The sequence below is a fragment of the Micromonospora sp. NPDC005087 genome, from assembly GCF_042872965.1.
Lineage (GTDB): Bacteria > Actinomycetota > Actinomycetes > Mycobacteriales > Micromonosporaceae > Micromonospora.
The window spans coordinates 278,969-295,798 of sequence record NZ_JBIALB010000009.1 but is presented as its reverse complement, the minus strand read 5'-3'; the positions used below and the strand labels follow the sequence as shown (position 1 = coordinate 295,798).

Annotated in this window: 6 protein-coding genes; all 6 read right to left on the bottom strand. The window is 73.6% G+C overall.

What is annotated here, in order from left to right; translation table 11 throughout:
* Positions 1–131 precede the first annotated feature (131 nt).
* The gene (locus ACFYPS_RS22265) at positions 132–1,463 is read right to left on the bottom strand and encodes an FUSC family protein (protein WP_354966702.1); all 1,332 of its coding nucleotides are present in this window, start codon (positions 1,461–1,463) and stop codon (positions 132–134) included.
* Positions 1,460–6,970, bottom strand: a complete 5,511-nt coding sequence (locus ACFYPS_RS22260) for an amino acid adenylation domain-containing protein (protein WP_354966703.1) — start codon at positions 6,968–6,970, stop codon at positions 1,460–1,462. The genes ACFYPS_RS22265 and ACFYPS_RS22260 overlap by 4 nt, the downstream gene beginning before the upstream one ends.
* Positions 6,967–10,080, bottom strand: coding sequence for an amino acid adenylation domain-containing protein (locus ACFYPS_RS22255; protein ID WP_387326674.1), 3,114 nt, complete (start codon positions 10,078–10,080; stop codon positions 6,967–6,969). The genes ACFYPS_RS22260 and ACFYPS_RS22255 overlap by 4 nt, the downstream gene beginning before the upstream one ends.
* Positions 10,081–10,194: 114 nt before the next feature.
* On the bottom strand, positions 10,195–10,383 hold the full coding sequence (locus ACFYPS_RS22250) for an MbtH family protein (RefSeq protein WP_354966705.1): 189 nt from the start codon (positions 10,381–10,383) through the stop codon (positions 10,195–10,197).
* Positions 10,383–11,336 (bottom strand): TauD/TfdA family dioxygenase, encoded by a 954-nt coding sequence (locus ACFYPS_RS22245; protein ID WP_387326671.1) that lies wholly within the window; start codon positions 11,334–11,336, stop codon positions 10,383–10,385. The genes ACFYPS_RS22250 and ACFYPS_RS22245 overlap by 1 nt, the downstream gene beginning before the upstream one ends.
* A 23-nt stretch (positions 11,337–11,359) precedes the next feature.
* Complete coding sequence (locus tag ACFYPS_RS22240; RefSeq protein WP_387326668.1) at positions 11,360–16,819, bottom strand: SDR family NAD(P)-dependent oxidoreductase; 5,460 nt, start codon at positions 16,817–16,819, stop codon at positions 11,360–11,362.
* Between the last annotated feature and the right edge of the window lie 11 nt (positions 16,820–16,830).

The window sequence follows — 16,830 nt, the reverse complement described above, 5'->3', positions numbered from 1 at the left end:
CGACCCGGGACACAGCGCCATCCCGAGGTCCGTTCAATCGTGGCACACCGGATTGGTGCGTGCGCGTCACCCTGACCGACCGCCGGCTGACCTGGTCGAGCGTTTCACCGGGTGGGCGTCGACCCGGTGACTCATTCCGGCGTACCACCCGCTCGAACGGACTCCTCGCCCCGCTGCACCGCGTCGCGTACCTCCTCATTCGCCGTTGTCGCGTCGCACCCGGTGGCGCGAAGGAGGTCGCTGGCGGCGGTACGCACCTGGGTCACCACCGCGTCGCCGAATTCGTCGACCCTCTGGGCTCGGGCTCGGCCAGCCTGGAAGACGGCGGCGCGTACCGCGTACCGGGTCTTCTCGGTGGGGCGCCCGGCGCGGTGCTCACGGCGCAGCAACTCGACGGCGTCGGCGAGTTGTCCGACACTCGCGGGCAGGTCGGGAGGAACCCGTTCGTTGTACTGCAAGGCCAGCGCTGACCTGCGGGCCACTCCCCGACTGTGCTCGATGACCCGTTCCATCTGCTGGCTCGCACGCGCGAACCGCTCCACATCCTGCCGGCGCAGCCAACGGGCCGGCGCGAGGCTGACGACCTCCTCGGCGCCGCTGAGTGCCTGGTGCATCCGGTCGAGGTCCGGTCCCATGGCGCGTAGGGCGTCCAACGCGCGAACCGCCCGCTGCTGATCGCTCGTCGTCAGCGCTTTGGAGACCTCCCGTAACTGACGGGCGAGGCAGTGGAAGATGGGGGCCGCGTCACGGTCGAGGATCCGCATCGGGTTCAGCGGTATCAGCAAGGCGACCACCACGAGGCCCACCGCTCCGCCGACCATCGCCTCAACGATGCGCGGCCATTCCAGGTCCTTCTGGGCCGGCGCCAGGGTCGCGAGCAGCACCGCCGTGCCGCCGGCCTGGCCGACGGCCGCCCCGCTGCGTCCGAAGAGCACCAGCGTGGCGAGGATGGCGCACCCGACGACGAATCCGGTCTGCCAGAACCCGGTGCCCAGAAAGGACAGCAGGAAGTCGGTGGTGGCGATGCCGAGCCCGACTCCGAGCAGCAGTTCGACCGTGCGGTGGGCGCGCTGCCCGAGTGAGGCGACGATCGTGCCCACCGCAGCGGAGGGGGCGAAGATCGGCGCGGGGTTGCCCAGCAGATCGTGCCCTATCGACCAGGCCAGAGCCGCGGCGAGTCCTGCCTGTACCGAGATGACCAGGGCGACTTCCAGTTGACTGAGCCGCAGTCGTCCCGCCCGGCCACCTCGGCCCCGAACCCGAGCGGCAGTTGCTTTCGCGCGTGCCACCAGCCGGTCGCGCGGTGGCGGGCTGCCCGCAGGCCGGCTGCGGCCATCAGGATTCACCGAGCACTCGTACCACGGCGCAGCTCGGGAGGTCCGGCCAATCCCGAAGATGATCTCGTACGCGGTGGGTGCCACCGCGGTGCCGTGCGGCACGGCGGTGGCACCCGCACCCGTCACACCCCGACCGGCACCCGCTCCTCCTCGCGTTCCGTGGCGCGGGCGGCCAGTCGGCGTTCCCGCTCCTGCGCGCCGATCAGGTCGTCGGGCAGCGAGTCCGGCACCTCCAGGTCGAAACGGCGCAGCAGCCGGATCGCGAAGCCGCCCAGGCTGATCAGGACCAGCGCCGCGCCGAAGCAGACGTACGCGAAGCCGATGCCCCGGCCCGGACCGGTGCCGATCACCGCGCCCACCGACCCGGCGAGCGCCCCGTCCGGGGCGAGCATCGGCTCGAACAGACCGGTGGCGGCCGGGGCGAGCAGCGCGAAGCCGATCGGCAGCGTCGACCAGGTGATGGTCTGGTTGAGGCTGAACACCCGGCCGTGGAAGCGCTGCGGCACCTTGACCTGGACGATGGTGGCGTAGATGGACTGCGCGGTGGTCATCGACATGGCCAGCCAGAAGGCGCCGACGCAGATCATCGCGACGGACGCGTCCAGGCCGACCAGGACGCAGCCGACCGCCGTGCCGATGTTGCCGATCAGCACGCCGATCATGCGTCGGTGTCGGGGCCCGCCCCACAGCGACATGAGTACGCCACCGGCGACCGCGCCGAGGGCCTCGGCTAGAGCCACCTGGGCCACCTGCGTGGCGCTGCCGAAGGAGAGCACCAGCGGTGTGGTGAGCACCAGCGCGGGGGCCAGGAAGATGTTGCCCAGCGCGAAGTAGCCCAGCATCAGGCGGAAGCCGCGGTGGCGCCACGAGTAGCGCAGGCCGTTCGCGATCGCCACCAGCAGCCGCTCCCTGGGCCGCCAGCCGAGCAGGTCGGGGAAGCGGACCACCGACAGGGTCACCACCGCGACCAGGTAGCTGACCACGTCCAGCAGCAGGATGCCCTTGAGGTCGATGGCGGCCAGCAGACCCGCGGCGAAGACCGGCATGAGCAGCATGCCGAAGCCGTTGGAGAGCTGGGTGATGCCCATGGCGTGGCCCAGGTAGCGCTTGGGCACCAGCTGCGGCACGGCCGACTGGAACGCGATCCGCTGGAACGATCCGGCGACCTGACTCAGCGCCACCAGGGCGTAGATGTGCCAGAGCGCCAGGTTGTCGGTCCAGAGCAGCGCGGCGAGGATCAGCTGGATCGAGCCGGCGCTGCAACTGGCGATCATCATGATCTTTCGCCGGCTGACCCGGTCGGTGATCGCGCCCGCGACCGGCAGCATCAGCACGCCGCAGACCAGCGCGAGGGCCCAGAGCAGGCCCAGGTTGGCCACCGAGCCGGTGCGGGTGAACAGCCAGATCGGCAGGGCGAACGCGGTCAGCGCGGAGCCGGTGGTGGAGACCAACTGACCGGCGGTGACCGCCACGAACCGGGCCATGCTCGGCCGGACCACCGGCTGTTCCGGGCCGGTGCGGGCGTCGACGCCCGTGGTGTCGGCCACCGCCCAGCCGGCGTCCTCGCCGCGTGCCTGCGGGGTCAGCGCGGCGACGTCGCCGGCGACGAGCGCCGGGTGCACCCGGGTGACGATCTCGGCCAGCTCCTCGGCCCGGTACTTGAGGAAGAAGTGCCCGGCCTGGTCGAGGACGACCAGCCCCAGCCGGTCGCTGAGGAACTGCCACTCGGCGTACCGCTCGGTGTGGTAGTCGGTGACCGGGTCCTCCGAGCCGACCACCGAGATGATCGGGGCGCGCAGCTTCTCCGCGCGCCGGTCGAGCAGGTCCGTGAAGTACTCCTCCGAGGCCCGGGAGTCGGCGCGCATGTTGCTGATGATCCGGTCGGCCTGCTCCGGGTCCAGCTCGTCGGTGTCCACCCCCATCGACTTGAGCCAGCTCGCGTAGTGCTTGTTGCTGCGCAGCTTCTCCAGCCGGGTGCGGACCGCCGCGAAAAGTCCCTTCGGACGGGCGAACGGGAACATCGCGCCGATGTAGAGGGCGGTCAACTCCCGGCCGGCGGCTTCCACCTTGCGGGCCACCTCGGCGACGATCGCACTGCCGACGCCGCAGTGCCCGTACAGGGCGAGCGGGCCCTCGACGCGCTCCAGGATCTCCTCGGCGACCCGGGAGGTCAGCTCGTCGAAGGGCAGCGCGTCCTCGGTGAGCCCCACGTCGTGACCCGGGATGGCCAGCGACCAGAGCGCGTGCCCGGCCGGCAGCGCGTCCGCGAGGGGCTGGTAGACGATCGCGCTGCCGCCGCCGTACGGCACACAGACGTAGGTGATCACCCGCTGCGCCACCGGGATCGGCTTGGTCAGCTCGTAGAGCAGCCGGCGCGGCCCGTCGCTCTCACCGTCGCCGGACATGAACGTGGCCAGGTCGCGGATGGTCCGCTGCTGGAACAGGTCCATCACGCCGACCGGCCGTCCCCCGTGCTCGGCCTTGCGGATCCGGGCCACCACCTGGGTGGCGAGCATCGAATGCCCACCCAGATCGAAGAAGTCGTCGTCGATGCCGAGGGTCGCCACCCCGAGCACGTCCGACCAGATGCCGGCGAGCAACCGCTCGGTGTCGTCGCGCGGCTCGACCAGCGCCACCGACGCGGCGCGGGTGACCACCGGCGCGGGCAGCGCCCTGCGGTCCAGCTTGCCGTTCGGGCTCAGCGGCAGGGCGTCCAGGGTGACGAACGCGGCGGGCACCATGTACTCGGGCAGGGTCTCCTTCAACGCCGCCTTGACCGCGTCGTGCTCGGCCGCGCCGACCAGGTACCCGGTGAGCCGCTTGTCGCTGGGGGTGTCCTCGCGGACCAGCACCACCGCCTCGGTCACCCCGGGCTGGGCGCGCAGCGCACTCTCGATCTCGCCCAGCTCGATGCGCAGCCCGCGCAGCTTGACCTGGTGGTCGATCCGCCCGAGAAACTCGAGCACCCCGCCGTCCGCCACGCCGGGCGCGACGCGCCAGCGGGCCAGGTCGCCGGTGCGGTAGAGCCGGGCGCCCGGCTCGGCGGCGAACGGGTCCGGCACGAACCGTTCGGCGGTCAGCGCCGGCCGGCGGTGGTAGCCCCGGGCCAGCCCGACGCCGCCGATGTGCAGCTCACCGGCGACGCCGACCGGGCACGGGTTGCCCCGGGCGTCCAGCACGTGCAGCCTCAGGTTGCTGATCGGCGCGCCGATCGGCACGCTGGTCAGCTCCGCCAGCAGCGCCGGGTCGCACGTCCAGGCGCTGACGTCGATCGCCGCCTCGGTGGGGCCGTACAGGTTGTGCAGGCCGCAGCCGGGCAACCCGGCGGTGAAGTCCCGGGCCGCGGCGAGCGGCAGCTCCTCGCCGCTACAGATCACCCGACGCAGCGCGGTGGCCGCCTCGACGCCGTCCTCGGCGAGGAAGACGGTGAGCATGGACGGTACGAAGTGGGCGGTGGTGACCCGCTCGGAGATCAGCAGGTCGCGCAGGTAGCCGGCGTCCTTGTGACCGCCCGGCTCGGCCAGCACCAGTCGGGCGCCCTCGCGCAGGGGCCAGAAGAACTCCCAGACCGAGACGTCGAAGCTGGCCGGGGTCTTCTGCAACACCGCGTCGTCGGCGCCGAGCCGATAGGTGCGCTGCATCCAGTCGAGGCGGTTGACGATGCCCCGGTGGGTGTTCGGCACGCCCTTGGGCCGGCCGGTGGAGCCGGAGGTGTAGATGACGTACGCGAGGTTGGCCGGGTCCGCCGCCGGAGTCGGGTCGGTCACCGGCTGGTCGGCCCAGGTCGACTCGTCGTCCAGGGCGAGCACGCTCGCGTCGGTCGCCGGCAGCACGTCGCGTAGGTGTTCCTGCACCAGCACCACCGGCGCCGCGGCGTCGGTGACCATGAAGGCCAGCCGGTCCGGCGGGTACTCCGGGTCCAGCGGAAGGTAGGCGCCGCCGGCCTTGAGCACGCCGAGCAGGCCGGCGACCAGCTCCACCGAACGTTCCGCGCAGACCCCGACCAGGGTCTCCGGGCCCACCCCGGCGCCGCGCAGGCGGTGCGCCACCCGGTTCGCCGCCGCGTTCAGCTCGGCGTACGTCACCGAGCGGCCGGAGAACCGCAGCGCCACCGCGTCCGGGGTACGGGCGGCCCGCTCCTCGATCGGGGCGTGCAGCGTCTGCTGCCGGGGGAAGTCGCCGGCGGTGTCGTTCCATCCGGTCAACAGCTCCCGCTCGGCCGGGGCGAGCAGGTCCAGCGCGGAGACCGGCAGGTCCGGTGCGGCGACCACGGCGCGCAGCAGGGTGGTCAGCCGGTGCGCCATCCGCTCGACGGTGGCCCGGGTGAACAGGTCGGTGTTGAAGACCAGCTTGCCCCAGAGCCCGTCGCTGGTCTCGACGGCGTGCAGCTCGAAGTCGAAGCGGGTGGCGCGCAGCTCCATCGGATGCCACTCGAAGCCGACCCCGCCGTCGTCGGCGACACCGTCGAACCGGCCCATCTCGTAGTTCTGCAACACGAACATCGCCTGGAACACCGGCGAGCGGCTGACATCGCGTGGCAGGCCCAGCTCGTGCACCACCCGGGCGAACGGCACCTCGGCGTGCTCCAACCCGTCCAGCACCGCGCGGCGGGTCCGCCCCAGCAGCTCGGTGAAGGTCGGGTCGCCGGCCAGCTCGGCGCGCAGCGGCAGCATGTTGACGAACATGCCGACCACGTTCTCCAGCTCCGGCGCGGACCGGCCGGCCACCGAGGCGCCCACCGCGAAGTCGTCTTGGCCGGCGTGCCGGGCCAGGAACACCTGGTACGCAGCGAGCAGGGTCATGAACAGCGTGCCGCCGTAGGAGCGGGTCAGCGCGGCCAGCCCCTCGGTGGCGGCAGCGTCCAGGGTGAACTCGACGAAGTCGCCCCGGTAGGTCTGGGTCGCCGGCCGGGGCAGGTCCAGCGGCAGCTCCAGGGGCGTGATCCCGGCCAGCCGTCCCTTCCACCAGTCCAGGTGCCGGCGGGCACTCGGCCCGGTCAGCTCCCGCGCCTCCCAGACGGCGAAGTCGCCGTACTGCACCGGCAGGGCAAGCAGCTCCCTGTCGCGGTAGCGGGTGATCAGGTCGCGCAACAGCACGTCTACCGACCAGCCGTCGCCGACGATGTGGTGCTGGCCGAGGAAGAACACGTGCTCGGTCGGCGCCAGGCGGATCAGCAGGGCCCGCAGCAGCGGCCCGTTGGCCAGGTCGAACGGCTCGGCCGCCGCCTGGTCGACCAGCGCCCGCGCGGCGGCCTCGTCGGCGGCGTCGACCACGGTCAGCGGCACCTCGACCGCGTCGTCGAGCACCGCGGTGGGCCGCCCGTCGGAGTCGGCCGGGAACCGGGTGCGCAGCGACTCGTGCCGCCGGGTCAGGTCGGCCAGCGCCCGGCGCAGGGCCGCGACGTCGAGCGGGCCACGCACCCGCAGCGGCACCGCGATGTGGTACGCCGCCTCGCCGGGGGCGAGCTGATCCATGAACCAGACCCGCTCCTGGGCGTACGACAGCGGCACCTCGGCGTCCGGCGGGCGGGGGGTGATCCGCGCGGCGGGGGTGCCGCCCGACCGGCGGCGCAGCCGTTGGGTGATCAGCGCCTGTCGGGCGGCGTCGCGGGCCGGGTCCTTCACGTCGGTCATGTCGGGGTGTCCTTCTCCGCCGCGAGCAGCGCGGCGACCTCGGTGTCGGAGAGCTCGTCGAGCTCGGCGGCGATCCGCTGCTCGATCTGGGCGGCCAGGTCGGCGACCACCGGGCTGCTGAACAGCGCCCGCATCGGCAACTCCACGTCCACCTCGGCGCGGATGCGCGCCATCGCCCGCATGCCGCGTAACGAGTTGCCACCCAGGGCGAAGAAGTCGTCGAGCGCACCGACCTTCTCCAACTGGAGGATCTCGGCGTAGATCTCGGCGACCAGGGCCTCGGCGTCGGTGCGCGGGGCGACGAAGCCGCCGGAGGTGGCGGCGGCCGGGGCCGGCAGCGCGGCGGTGTCCAGCTTGCCGTTCGGGGTCAGCGGCAGCGCGTCCAGCCGGACGAGAGCGCTCGGCACCAGGTGCGCGGGCAGCTCAAGGGCCAGGTCGGCGGCGAGCGCCGCCTCGTCGACCCGGCCGACCAGGTAGCCGACCAGCGTCGGCTCGCCGCTGTCGGCGCGGACCACGACCACGGCCTCGTCCACGTCCGGCCGGGCACGCAGCACCGACTCGATCTCGCCCAGCTCGATCCGCATGCCCCGGACCTTGACCTGGTTGTCCCGGCGGCCCACGTACTCCAGCGTCCCGTCGGCCCGCCAGCGGGCCAGGTCACCGGTGCGGTACATCCGCTCCCCCGCCGGCCCGTACGGGCAGGGCAGGAAGCGCTCGGCGGTGAGCGCCGGCCGGCGCAGGTAGCCCCGGGCCAGTTGCGACCCGGCGACGTACAGCTCGCCGACCACGCCCGGCGGTACCGGGGTCAGCGCGGCGTCGAGCAGGTGGACCCGGGTCGTCCAGGTGGGTTGGCCGATCGGCACCGGACCGGCGGGCACCGGCTGCCCGGGGGCGATCCGGGCCGCGACGCAGCCGACGGTCGCCTCGGTGGGGCCGTACTCGTTGATCACGGCCACCTCGGGGTGGGCCCCCCGCCAGCCGGCCAGTTGCTCACCGGCCAGCGCCTCGCCGCCGATCACCAGGTCGGTGGTGGGCGACAGCGCGTCGTCGAGCAGCGGCAGGTGGCTGGGGGTGACCTTGAGGAAGGTGGGCGGGCCACCGGCGCGGGCCGCCGGCGTGTCGATGCCGGCCAACCGGACCGTGCCGCCGGCGGTGAGCGGGCCGAGCAGCCCGGTCACGGTCAGGTCGAACGAGACCGGCGAGTGCAGCAGCGCGGTGCCGGCCAGCCCGGGGTAGGTGTCCTGGGCCCAGGCCAGGTACGCGGTGACCGCGCGGTGCTCGATCAGCACGCCCTTGGGCCGGCCGGTGGAGCCGGAGGTGTAGAGCAGGTACGCGGGGTGCTCCGGGTGCAGCGGCGACCGCCGGTCGTCGTCGGTCAGGTCGGCGCCGTCCAGGTCGGCGGCGGTCGTCGGACCGAGCACCAGCGCGTCGGTCGGGGCCAGCTCGGCCGTCCGCGGGGTGGCCAGCACCAGCGCCGGCTCGGCGTCGGCCAGCAGGTAGCCGATCCGGTTCGCCGGGTAGTCGGTGTCCACCGGCAGGTACGCCGCGCCGGACTTGAGCACCGCGAGGATGGCCACCACCAGCTCCACCGAGCGGGGCAGCAGCAGCGCGACCCTGGTCTCCGGGCCGGCGCCGCGCTCGACCAGGAGCCGGGCCAGCCGGTTGGCCCGGGCGGCCAGCTCGGCGTAGCTCAGGTGCATGCCGTCGCAGACCAGCGCGACCGCGGCCGGGGTGGCGGCGGCCTGCCGCTCGACCTCGGCGACCAGGGTGGCCGGGGCGACCTCACCACCGGTGCCGGTCCAGGTGAGCAGCACGTCGCGTTCGGCGTCGTCGAGCAGGGGCAGCGCGGACAGCCGCGTCGCCGGGTCGGCGACGGCGGCGGCGAGCAGCCGCAGGTAGCGGGCGACGACCGACTCGGCGGTGGCCCGGTCGAACAGGTCGGTGCGGTAGACCAGCCGACTGGTGCCGCCGGTGATGTCGAAGGCCAGGTCGTCCTTGGTGGTGCCCAGCGGCACCGGGTCCAGGCCGGAGTCCGGGATGAAGTTCAGCGCGGTCTGGAACACCGGCTGCACCGACGGGTCACGGTGCGGTGTGACCACCTCGACGATCCGCTGGAACGGCGTCTGCCCGTGCTCCATCGCGTCCACCAGGCCGGCACGGATCCGGCCGAGCAGCTCGGCGACGCTCGGGTCGCCGGCCAGGTCGCACCGCAGCGCGACCGGGTTGACGAACATGCCGATCAGCGGGGTCAGCTCGGCCGTGTCCCGCCCGGCGGTGGAGACCCCGACCACCACCTCGGGATCGCCGGAGATCCGGGACAGCAGCGCCGCGAAGGTGGCCAGCAGCACCATGTACGGGGTGGCCGAGGCGTCGGCGGCGAGCTGCCCGACGCGGTCCAGCAGCCCTTCGGGAAGGTCGAAACGCACCTCGTCGCCGGCGAAGCCGAGCTGGGTGGGGCGTGGCCGGTCCAACGGCAGGCCGGTCACCGCCGGCGCGCCGGCCAACTGCTCGCGCCAGAAGGCGAGCTGGCGTGTCAGCTCGTCACCGGAGAGCTGGTCACGCTGCCAGACGGCGAAGTCGGCGTACTGGATGGGCAGCTCGGGCACGTCGGCGGGCGCGCCGGTCAACGCGGCCCGGCTGAACGCGGCCAACTCGGCGTCGAAGAGCACCGCGGAGTGGCTGTCGAAGACCGCGTGGTGCACCACGAACTGCAACCGGAGCCGGTCGTCGAAGCGGGCCAGCCGGGCCCGCCACGGTGGCGGGGCGTCCAACGGGATCGGGGTGCGGGCAAGCTCGGTCATCGTCTCGGCGTACCGGCGCTCCTGCTCGTCGGCGGGCAGGCCGGTCAGGTCCAGCTCGGACAGCTCCAGCGGCTCGGCGGCACGGACCACCTGCACCAGCGCGCCGTCGACCATCCGCAGGTGGGTACGGAGCGACTCGTGCCGGGCGACCACCTGGGCGAGCACCTCGACGGCCTGCGCCGCGGTGACGCCGGCCGGGAACCGCCACGGCGCCGAGACGTTGTAGACCGGCGAACCCGGGTCGAGTTGGTTGGCGGTCCACACCCGCTCCTGGGCGAAGGAGGCCGGGAAGGTCCACTCCCTGGTCATCGGTGCCACCTTCCGTTCGCGACTGCGGGGCTCCGCTTCGCTGCACTCCTCGCGCTCACCGGTGCCGCCTTCCGTTCGCGACTGCGGGGCTCCGCTGCGCTGTGCTCCTCGCGCTCACCGGCTCGCCTCGCGTACCGAGCGGGGGCGCATGTCGGTCCAGACGGTGTCGATGTGCGCCAGGCACTCCTCGCGGGTGCCGGCGAAGCCGGCGTCGTGCCACCCCGCCGGGAGGTCCCGCTCGGCCGACCAGATGGAGTACTGCTCCTCGTCGTTGCGTACGACCAGGAATCGGGTTTCGGCCATCACTGCTCTCCAACGGTGTCGGGGGTGTGCGGTTCGGCCATCGCGACGGCGATCCTCCGGGCGCCGGTGAACGGCTCCCGCCCGTGCGCGGCGGTCATGTTGTCGACCACCAGCACGTCGTCGCGCTGGTAGTCGAATCGGACACTGGCGGCCCGGTACGCGGCGCGCAGGTGGTCCATGACGTCGGCGGGGATCTCACCGCCGTCGCCGTAGTAGGTGTTCGACGGCAACCCGTCGGCGCCGAACATGGCCAGCAGGCCTTCCTGGATGTCCTTGGCCAGGCTGCTCACGTGGAAGAAGGTGGCGTGGTTGAACCAGCGGGGGGTGTCCGAGCCGGGCCGGTGGTGCACGGCGTCGCGGACCGCCCGGGTACGCAGCCCGTCGCGGCCGGTCCACTCCAGACTGATCCGGTTGACGGCCGCGTACGCCTCGACCTCGGCCCGGTCGTCGGTGCCGAACACGTGCTGCCAGCTGGCGCCGAAGTCCTCGTGGAAGTTGCGCATCAGCATCCAGCGGCGGCGGACGAACTCCTCGCGTACCGCGGGGTCGATCTCCCGGTAGACCTGGCGGATGTCGGCCAGGGGTGTGGCGCCCAGCGTCTCCGGCGCGGTGATGCAGTAGAAGAACAGGGTCAACGGCCAGCGCGCCTGGTACGAGTTCTCGTTGTGCAGGAAGATCTCTTCGTCCGGCGGGTAGTCGGTCGAGGTGTACACCTGGCCCTTGATGGCGTGCCGCGGCGAGGACCGCTCGGTGTAGGTCAGCGGCTCACCGGACAGCGCCCGGACCACCTGGTCGAAGCCGTCCACCCCGTCCACGTCGAAGCCGCGGAACAGCAGACCACCCTGCTCGGCGAGGGTGGTCCGCAGCTCGGCGCGGCGCTCGGTAATCAGCTCGGTCAGTGCCCGGCCGTCGGATTCGACGACCACGGGCAGCGTGGCGATCGTGTCGCTCATGGCTCTCCAGTCCTGATTTCTCGTCACGCGCGGGGCAGTCGCGGAATGGCGGGGATCGGTGCCGGGCTGGCCGGCTCGTCGGTGGTCGTGCCGCGCAACTCCTCGATCCGGGCGGCCAGCCCGGCCACGGTGGGGATCTCGAAGAGGCTGCGCATCGGCAGCTTCACCCCGGTCGCCCTGCGCATCGCCGCGATGAGCTGCACCGCGACCAAAGAGTTGCCGCCCAGGGCGAAGAAGTCGTCGTCGAGGCCGACCCGGGTCACCCCGAGCGCGTCCTGCCACACCCGGGCGATGGTGCTCTCCAGCTCGGTGCCCGGTGCGGCGCTGCCGTCCCCGACGCCGGGCTGGACCGGATCGGCGACCACGTCGTCGCCGGTGAGGTTGCCGGTGGTGACCCGCCCGGCTCGACGGCGGATGTCGTCCACCGTCCGGGTGGCGATGACCACCTGGGCGCCGAGGCCGGCGGTGAGGCTGCGACGGAACGCCTCCGCGCCGTCCACCGGCCGGATGTCCTCGGTCGAGGTCGGCGCGGCAGAGCCTCCGTCCGCATCGGACGGTCCGGTCAGGCCGCCGGTGACCGCGCCCTGGTCGACCCGGCGCAGCACGAAGTCGCTGATCGCGACCAACTCCCGGCCGCCCGGGTCGCGCAGCGACAGATCGGCGGCGACGACCTCGTCGGTGTCGCCGGCCCGGTGCCGCAGCTCGCTGGTGAACCGGGCCGGCAGCGGCCCCCGCACCACGATCCGGCCGTACGACATCGGCAGGTACGTGCCGCTGCCCTGACCCCGGCCGAACGCGGTCGCCACGTCCAGCAGCGCGGGGTGCAGGCCCCAGTCGGGCAGGTCGCCGACGGCCGGAGCGGGTGCCTCGACCACCGCCAGTTCGGAGCCGTCGGCCAGGTGATGCTCGCCCAGCGCCGCCCAGCGCGGCCCGAAGGTGAGCATGCTGGTCCTGCCCCGGCCGAAGGAGGCGTCGTCGTCCACCCGACGGCCGGCCGGAACGGCCGGGACAGCCGGTGGGGCCGGCTCGTCGGTCCAGCCGGCCGCGCCCCGCACATGGGTGCGCAGTCGGCCACCGGCCAGGCTCCGGACCGCGAAGTCCGTGCCGCCGTCGTCGGCCCGCGTCAGCTCCACCCGGTACTGGGCGACGGTGCCGTCGGGCACCGCGAACGGCTCCAGGAAGACCACGTCGCGCAGCTCCACGGCCGCTCCCGGGCCGGGGGCGGGCAGCGCGGACGCCACCGCGGCCCGCACCGACTCCAGGTGGGCGGTGCCCGGCACCACCGGAACCCCGCCGATCCGGTGCTCGTCGAGCAGCCAGTGGGTGCTGGCGGAGACCAGACCGTGCAGCACCGTCTCCGCCGGCCCGGTGACCTTCGTGGTGAGCACCGGGTGGTCGACCGGGCTCGTCACCGTGTCGCGGCCGGCCGCCCGGAACCCGGCCGGCGCGGCGGTCTCCACGGCCATGCCCACCTCGGCCCAGCCACCCCAGTTCTGCGACAGCACCGGGGCCCGCCAGCCCGCGCCGGAGCGGGCGTGCGCGTCCAGGAAGGCGTTCGCGGCGCAGTAGTCGACCTGCCCGAAGCCGCCGACCACCGCGGTGATGGACGAGCAGAGCACCACGAAGTCCAGCGGCAGGTCGCCGAAGACCTGGGCGAGGGCGAGGGTGCCGGCGAGCTTCGGGGCGAGCACCCGTTCCGCCTCGGCCCGCTCCTTGACCTCGGCCATCCCACCGCCGGGCAGACCGGCCGCGTGGACGATGCCGTCGACGCCGCCGTACGCGGCCGTCGCGGCGTCGCGGACCCGGCGCAGGTCGGCCGGGTCGGTGACGTCGGCGGCGAGCACGAGCACCTCGGCGCCGGCGGCCTCTATCCGGCGGATCGCCGCGATGGCCCGTCCGGCCCGATCATCGCCGCGCACGGCGAGGTGGTCGTCCCACCGCTCGCGCTCGGGCAGCCCGGAGCGGGCCAGCAGCACCAGCTTCGCGCGCGCCCGGGTGGCGAAGTCCTCGGCCAGGGTGATGCCGATGCCGCCGAGGCCGCCGGTGATCACGTACCGGCCGCCGTCGCGGAGCGCGCCCGGCTCCCCCTCGGCATCGATCGTCACCTGCTCGACGTCGGCCACCCAGCGGCGGCCGCCACGCAGGGCCACCTCGGGCTCCCGGGGACGGCGCAGCTCGGCGACCAGCGGGCCGGCGTCGTCGTCGGTCGGGTCCGCGTCGATGAGCCGGACCGCCAGCCCGGGCAGCTCGGCCGGGAGCACCCGGGCCAACCCGGCGAGGGTGGCGTGCTCCGGGCGGCGCAGGTCGTCGCCGCGCACGTCGCCGATGCCGGCGGTGAGCAGGTCCAGGGCGAGGCCGTGCTCCTCGCCGGTCAGCCCGGCGCCGGCGAGCGCCTGCACCAGGTGCAGGGCGCTGAAGAAGCCCAGGTCCTGGGCGGCCCAGGTGGCCGCGATGTCGGTGCCGGTGGGCGCGGCGTCCAGGGTGAACGCGTGCACCAGCCGGATCGGCGGTGCGGCGTCGGCGGTGAGCGCGGCGACCAACGCGTCGTGGTCGGCGCGTACACCCGGGCGCAGCCGGTAACCACCGTCGGCGGCGGCGAAGGCGTCGCCGGGGCGTACCGGCACCGGGTCGGCACCGGCGGCCCGCAGGCCGGCGACCAGCGCGTCACCGCGCGGACCCGCCGTGAGGACCAGGCAGCGGCCCAACGACCCGGACGGCGGCAGCGGCGCGGCCTGCCGCCAGACCGGCACCGCAAACCACCCGGCCAGCGGTCGCGGCCCGGTCTCCACCGGCGCGGCGGCGACGGGCTGTTCCGGGTCCGGCTCGATCCAGTAGCGGCGGCGCTCGAACGGGTACGTGGGCAGCGGCACCCGGCGGGCCGTCGGGTCGGCGTCGACGCGCACCGGAAGCCCGGCGCACCACAGCGCGCCGGCGGTGGCGAGCAGGGCGGCCAGATCACCGGTGCTCTCCCCGGCGGCGGGCAGGCTGGCCAGCGGGGTGAGCGAGCGCTGCTCCGGCGCGGCCTTCGCGACCTGCATCCGGGCCAGGCTGGCCAACTGACGGCCGGGACCGCACTCGACCAGCTGCCACGTGCCGGCGGCCAGCAGGGTGGCCACGCAGTCGCCGAAGCGGACCGGCTGACGCAGGTGCGTCGCCCAGTACGCCGGGTCGATCGCCTGCTCAGCGGTGATCCAGGTGCCGGTGACGTTGGACAGGAACGGCACCGTCGGCGGGCGCAGCGGGACCGTGCCCATCAGCGCGGTGAACTCGGCGAGAATCGGCTCCACCATCGGCGAGTGGAACGCGTGCGACGTGCGCAACGCCTTCGACTTGCCCTTCAGCGTCGCGGCGAACGCCTCGACGGCGGCGGTCTCGCCGGCCACCACACAGGTGCCCGGGCCGTTGACCGTGGCCACCGAGAGGCCGTCGGGCAGCAGGTCGGCGACGACCGACTCGTCCAGCGCGACGGCGAGCATCGAGCCGGCGGGCAACGACTGCATCAGCCGGCCCCGGGCGGCGACCACCCGCAGCGCGTCCGGCAGGCTCAGCACGCCGGCCACGGTGGCCGCGACGTACTCGCCGATGGAGTGGCCGATCATCGCGGCCGGTCGGACCCCGGCGGCCTGCCAGAGCGCGGCCAGGGCGTACTCGACGGTGAACAGCGCGGGCTGGGTGTAGCGGGTCTGGGTGAGCTTCTCCCCCGCCGCCGGATCCCGGCCGAGGATCAGGTCGCGCAGGTCCAGACCCAGGTCGGGGCGGAGCAGCTCGGCGCACTCGTCGACGACCGCGGCGAAGCGGGGCTGCTCGGCGTAGAGCTGCGCGCCCATCCCCGCGTACTGGGCGCCCTGACCGGAGAACAGGAATGCCACTGTCGGGGCTGGACGGTCGGTCAATGGTTTCGGTCCGCGGAGAGGGGCACGGAGAGCGGCTGCTGCCGTGGGGAGGTCGGTGGCGACGACGGCGCGGCGATGCGGGTGTGCGCGGCGGCCGACGAACAGGGTGTGCGCGACGTCGGCGAGGTACGCGGGCCCGGCGTCGGCGGCGCCGTCCAGGTGCGTGGCGAGGCGTTGCACCGCCCCGTCCAGGGCGCTCGGGGTGGCCGCGCTGACCTGGAGCAGGTACGCCGGGCGCACCCGACGGTCCGTGCGGTACGCCGCCGGCGCCTCCTCCAGCACCACGTGGGCGTTGGTGCCGCCGATGCCGAACGAGCTGACCCCGGCCCGGCGGGGCCCGCCGTCGGTGTCCCACTTGGTGAGGGTGTTCGCCACGTAGAACGGGGTGTCGGCGAACTCGACGGCCGGATTCGGCGTCTCGAAGTTGATCGTCGGCGGGATCAGCCCGTGCTCCATGGCGAGCACCGTCTTGATCACGCTGACGATGCCGGAGGGTTGGCTGAGGTGGCCGATGTTCGACTTCACCGAGCCGATGCCGCACCAGCCCCGCTCGTCGGTGTCCCGGGCGTACACGGCGGACAGCGCCGCCACCTCGATCGGATCACCCATCGCGGTGCCGGTGCCGTGCGCCTCGACGTAGCTGATGGTGCGCGGGTCGACGTCGGCCATCGCCACGGCCTGGGCGATGGCCGCCGCCTGCCCGTCGATGCTGGGCGCGGTGAAGCCGACCTTGGCGGCGCCGTCGTTGTTGATCGCGTTGCCGAGCACGACCGCGCGGATGGCGTCCCCGTCGGCGATCGCGTCGGAGAGCCGCTTGAGCAGGGTCACCCCGGCGCCGCTGCCCCACACCGTGCCGTTGGCGGCGGCGTCGAACGGGCGGCAGCGACCGTCGGGTGAGGTGAAGCCGTCCATGCCGAGGTAGCCGACGTGCGGCAGCTCGATGTTCACACCACCGGCGAGCGCCATGTCGCACTCGCCGTTGCGCAGCGCCTCGCAGGCCAGGTGGAACGCGACCAGCGACGTGGAGCAGGCGGTGTGCACGGTCAGGCTCGGCCCGCGCAGGTCCAGCCGGTACGACACGTTGGTGGCCACATAGTTCGGCGAGTTGCCGGTGGCGATGGAGACCGCGGAGTGCGGGTTGCCGCCGACCCGCCGGTTCCGCAGCACGTGCCGGTTCAGGTAGATGTTGCCGCCGGTGCCGGCGTACACGCCGATCGCGCCGTCGTAGCGGGTCGGGTCGTAGCCGGCGTCCTCCAGCGCCGTGTGGCAGGACTCCAGGAACAGGCGGTGCTGCGGGTCGGTCAGCTCCGCCTCCCGGCCGGTCATCCCGAACAGCGTGGCGTCGAACTCGTCATAGCCGTCGACCAGCGGAGCGCGACTGACCCAGCCCGGGTCGTCGACCTCCTCCACGCTCGCGCCCCGGGCCAGCTGCTCCTCCCGGGTCAGCTCGGTGACCGACTCCACCCCGTCGATGAGGTTGCGCCAGAACTCGCGCACGTCGGCCGCGCCGGGCAGGCGCGCGGCCAGACCGACGATCGCGATCGGTTCGATGCCCTCGTCGGGCAGGTCGGCTGCGGTCGGGTTGCTCATCAGGTCGTCCT

What these genes read in the sequence shown, in the direction of transcription:
- ACFYPS_RS22255 (WP_387326674.1), bottom strand. Translation starts at nt 10,080, where the DNA reads ATGACCAGGGAGTGGACCTTCCCGGCCTCCTTCGCCCAGGAGCGGGTG.
- ACFYPS_RS22245 (WP_387326671.1), bottom strand. Translation starts at nt 11,336, where the DNA reads ATGAGCGACACGATCGCCACGCTGCCCGTGGTCGTCGAATCCGACGGC.
- ACFYPS_RS22240 (WP_387326668.1), bottom strand. Translation starts at nt 16,819, where the DNA reads ATGAGCAACCCGACCGCAGCCGACCTGCCCGACGAGGGCATCGAACCG.
- ACFYPS_RS22250 (WP_354966705.1), bottom strand. Translation starts at nt 10,383, where the DNA reads ATGGCCGAAACCCGATTCCTGGTCGTACGCAACGACGAGGAGCAGTAC.
- ACFYPS_RS22260 (WP_354966703.1), bottom strand. Translation starts at nt 6,970, where the DNA reads ATGACCGACGTGAAGGACCCGGCCCGCGACGCCGCCCGACAGGCGCTG.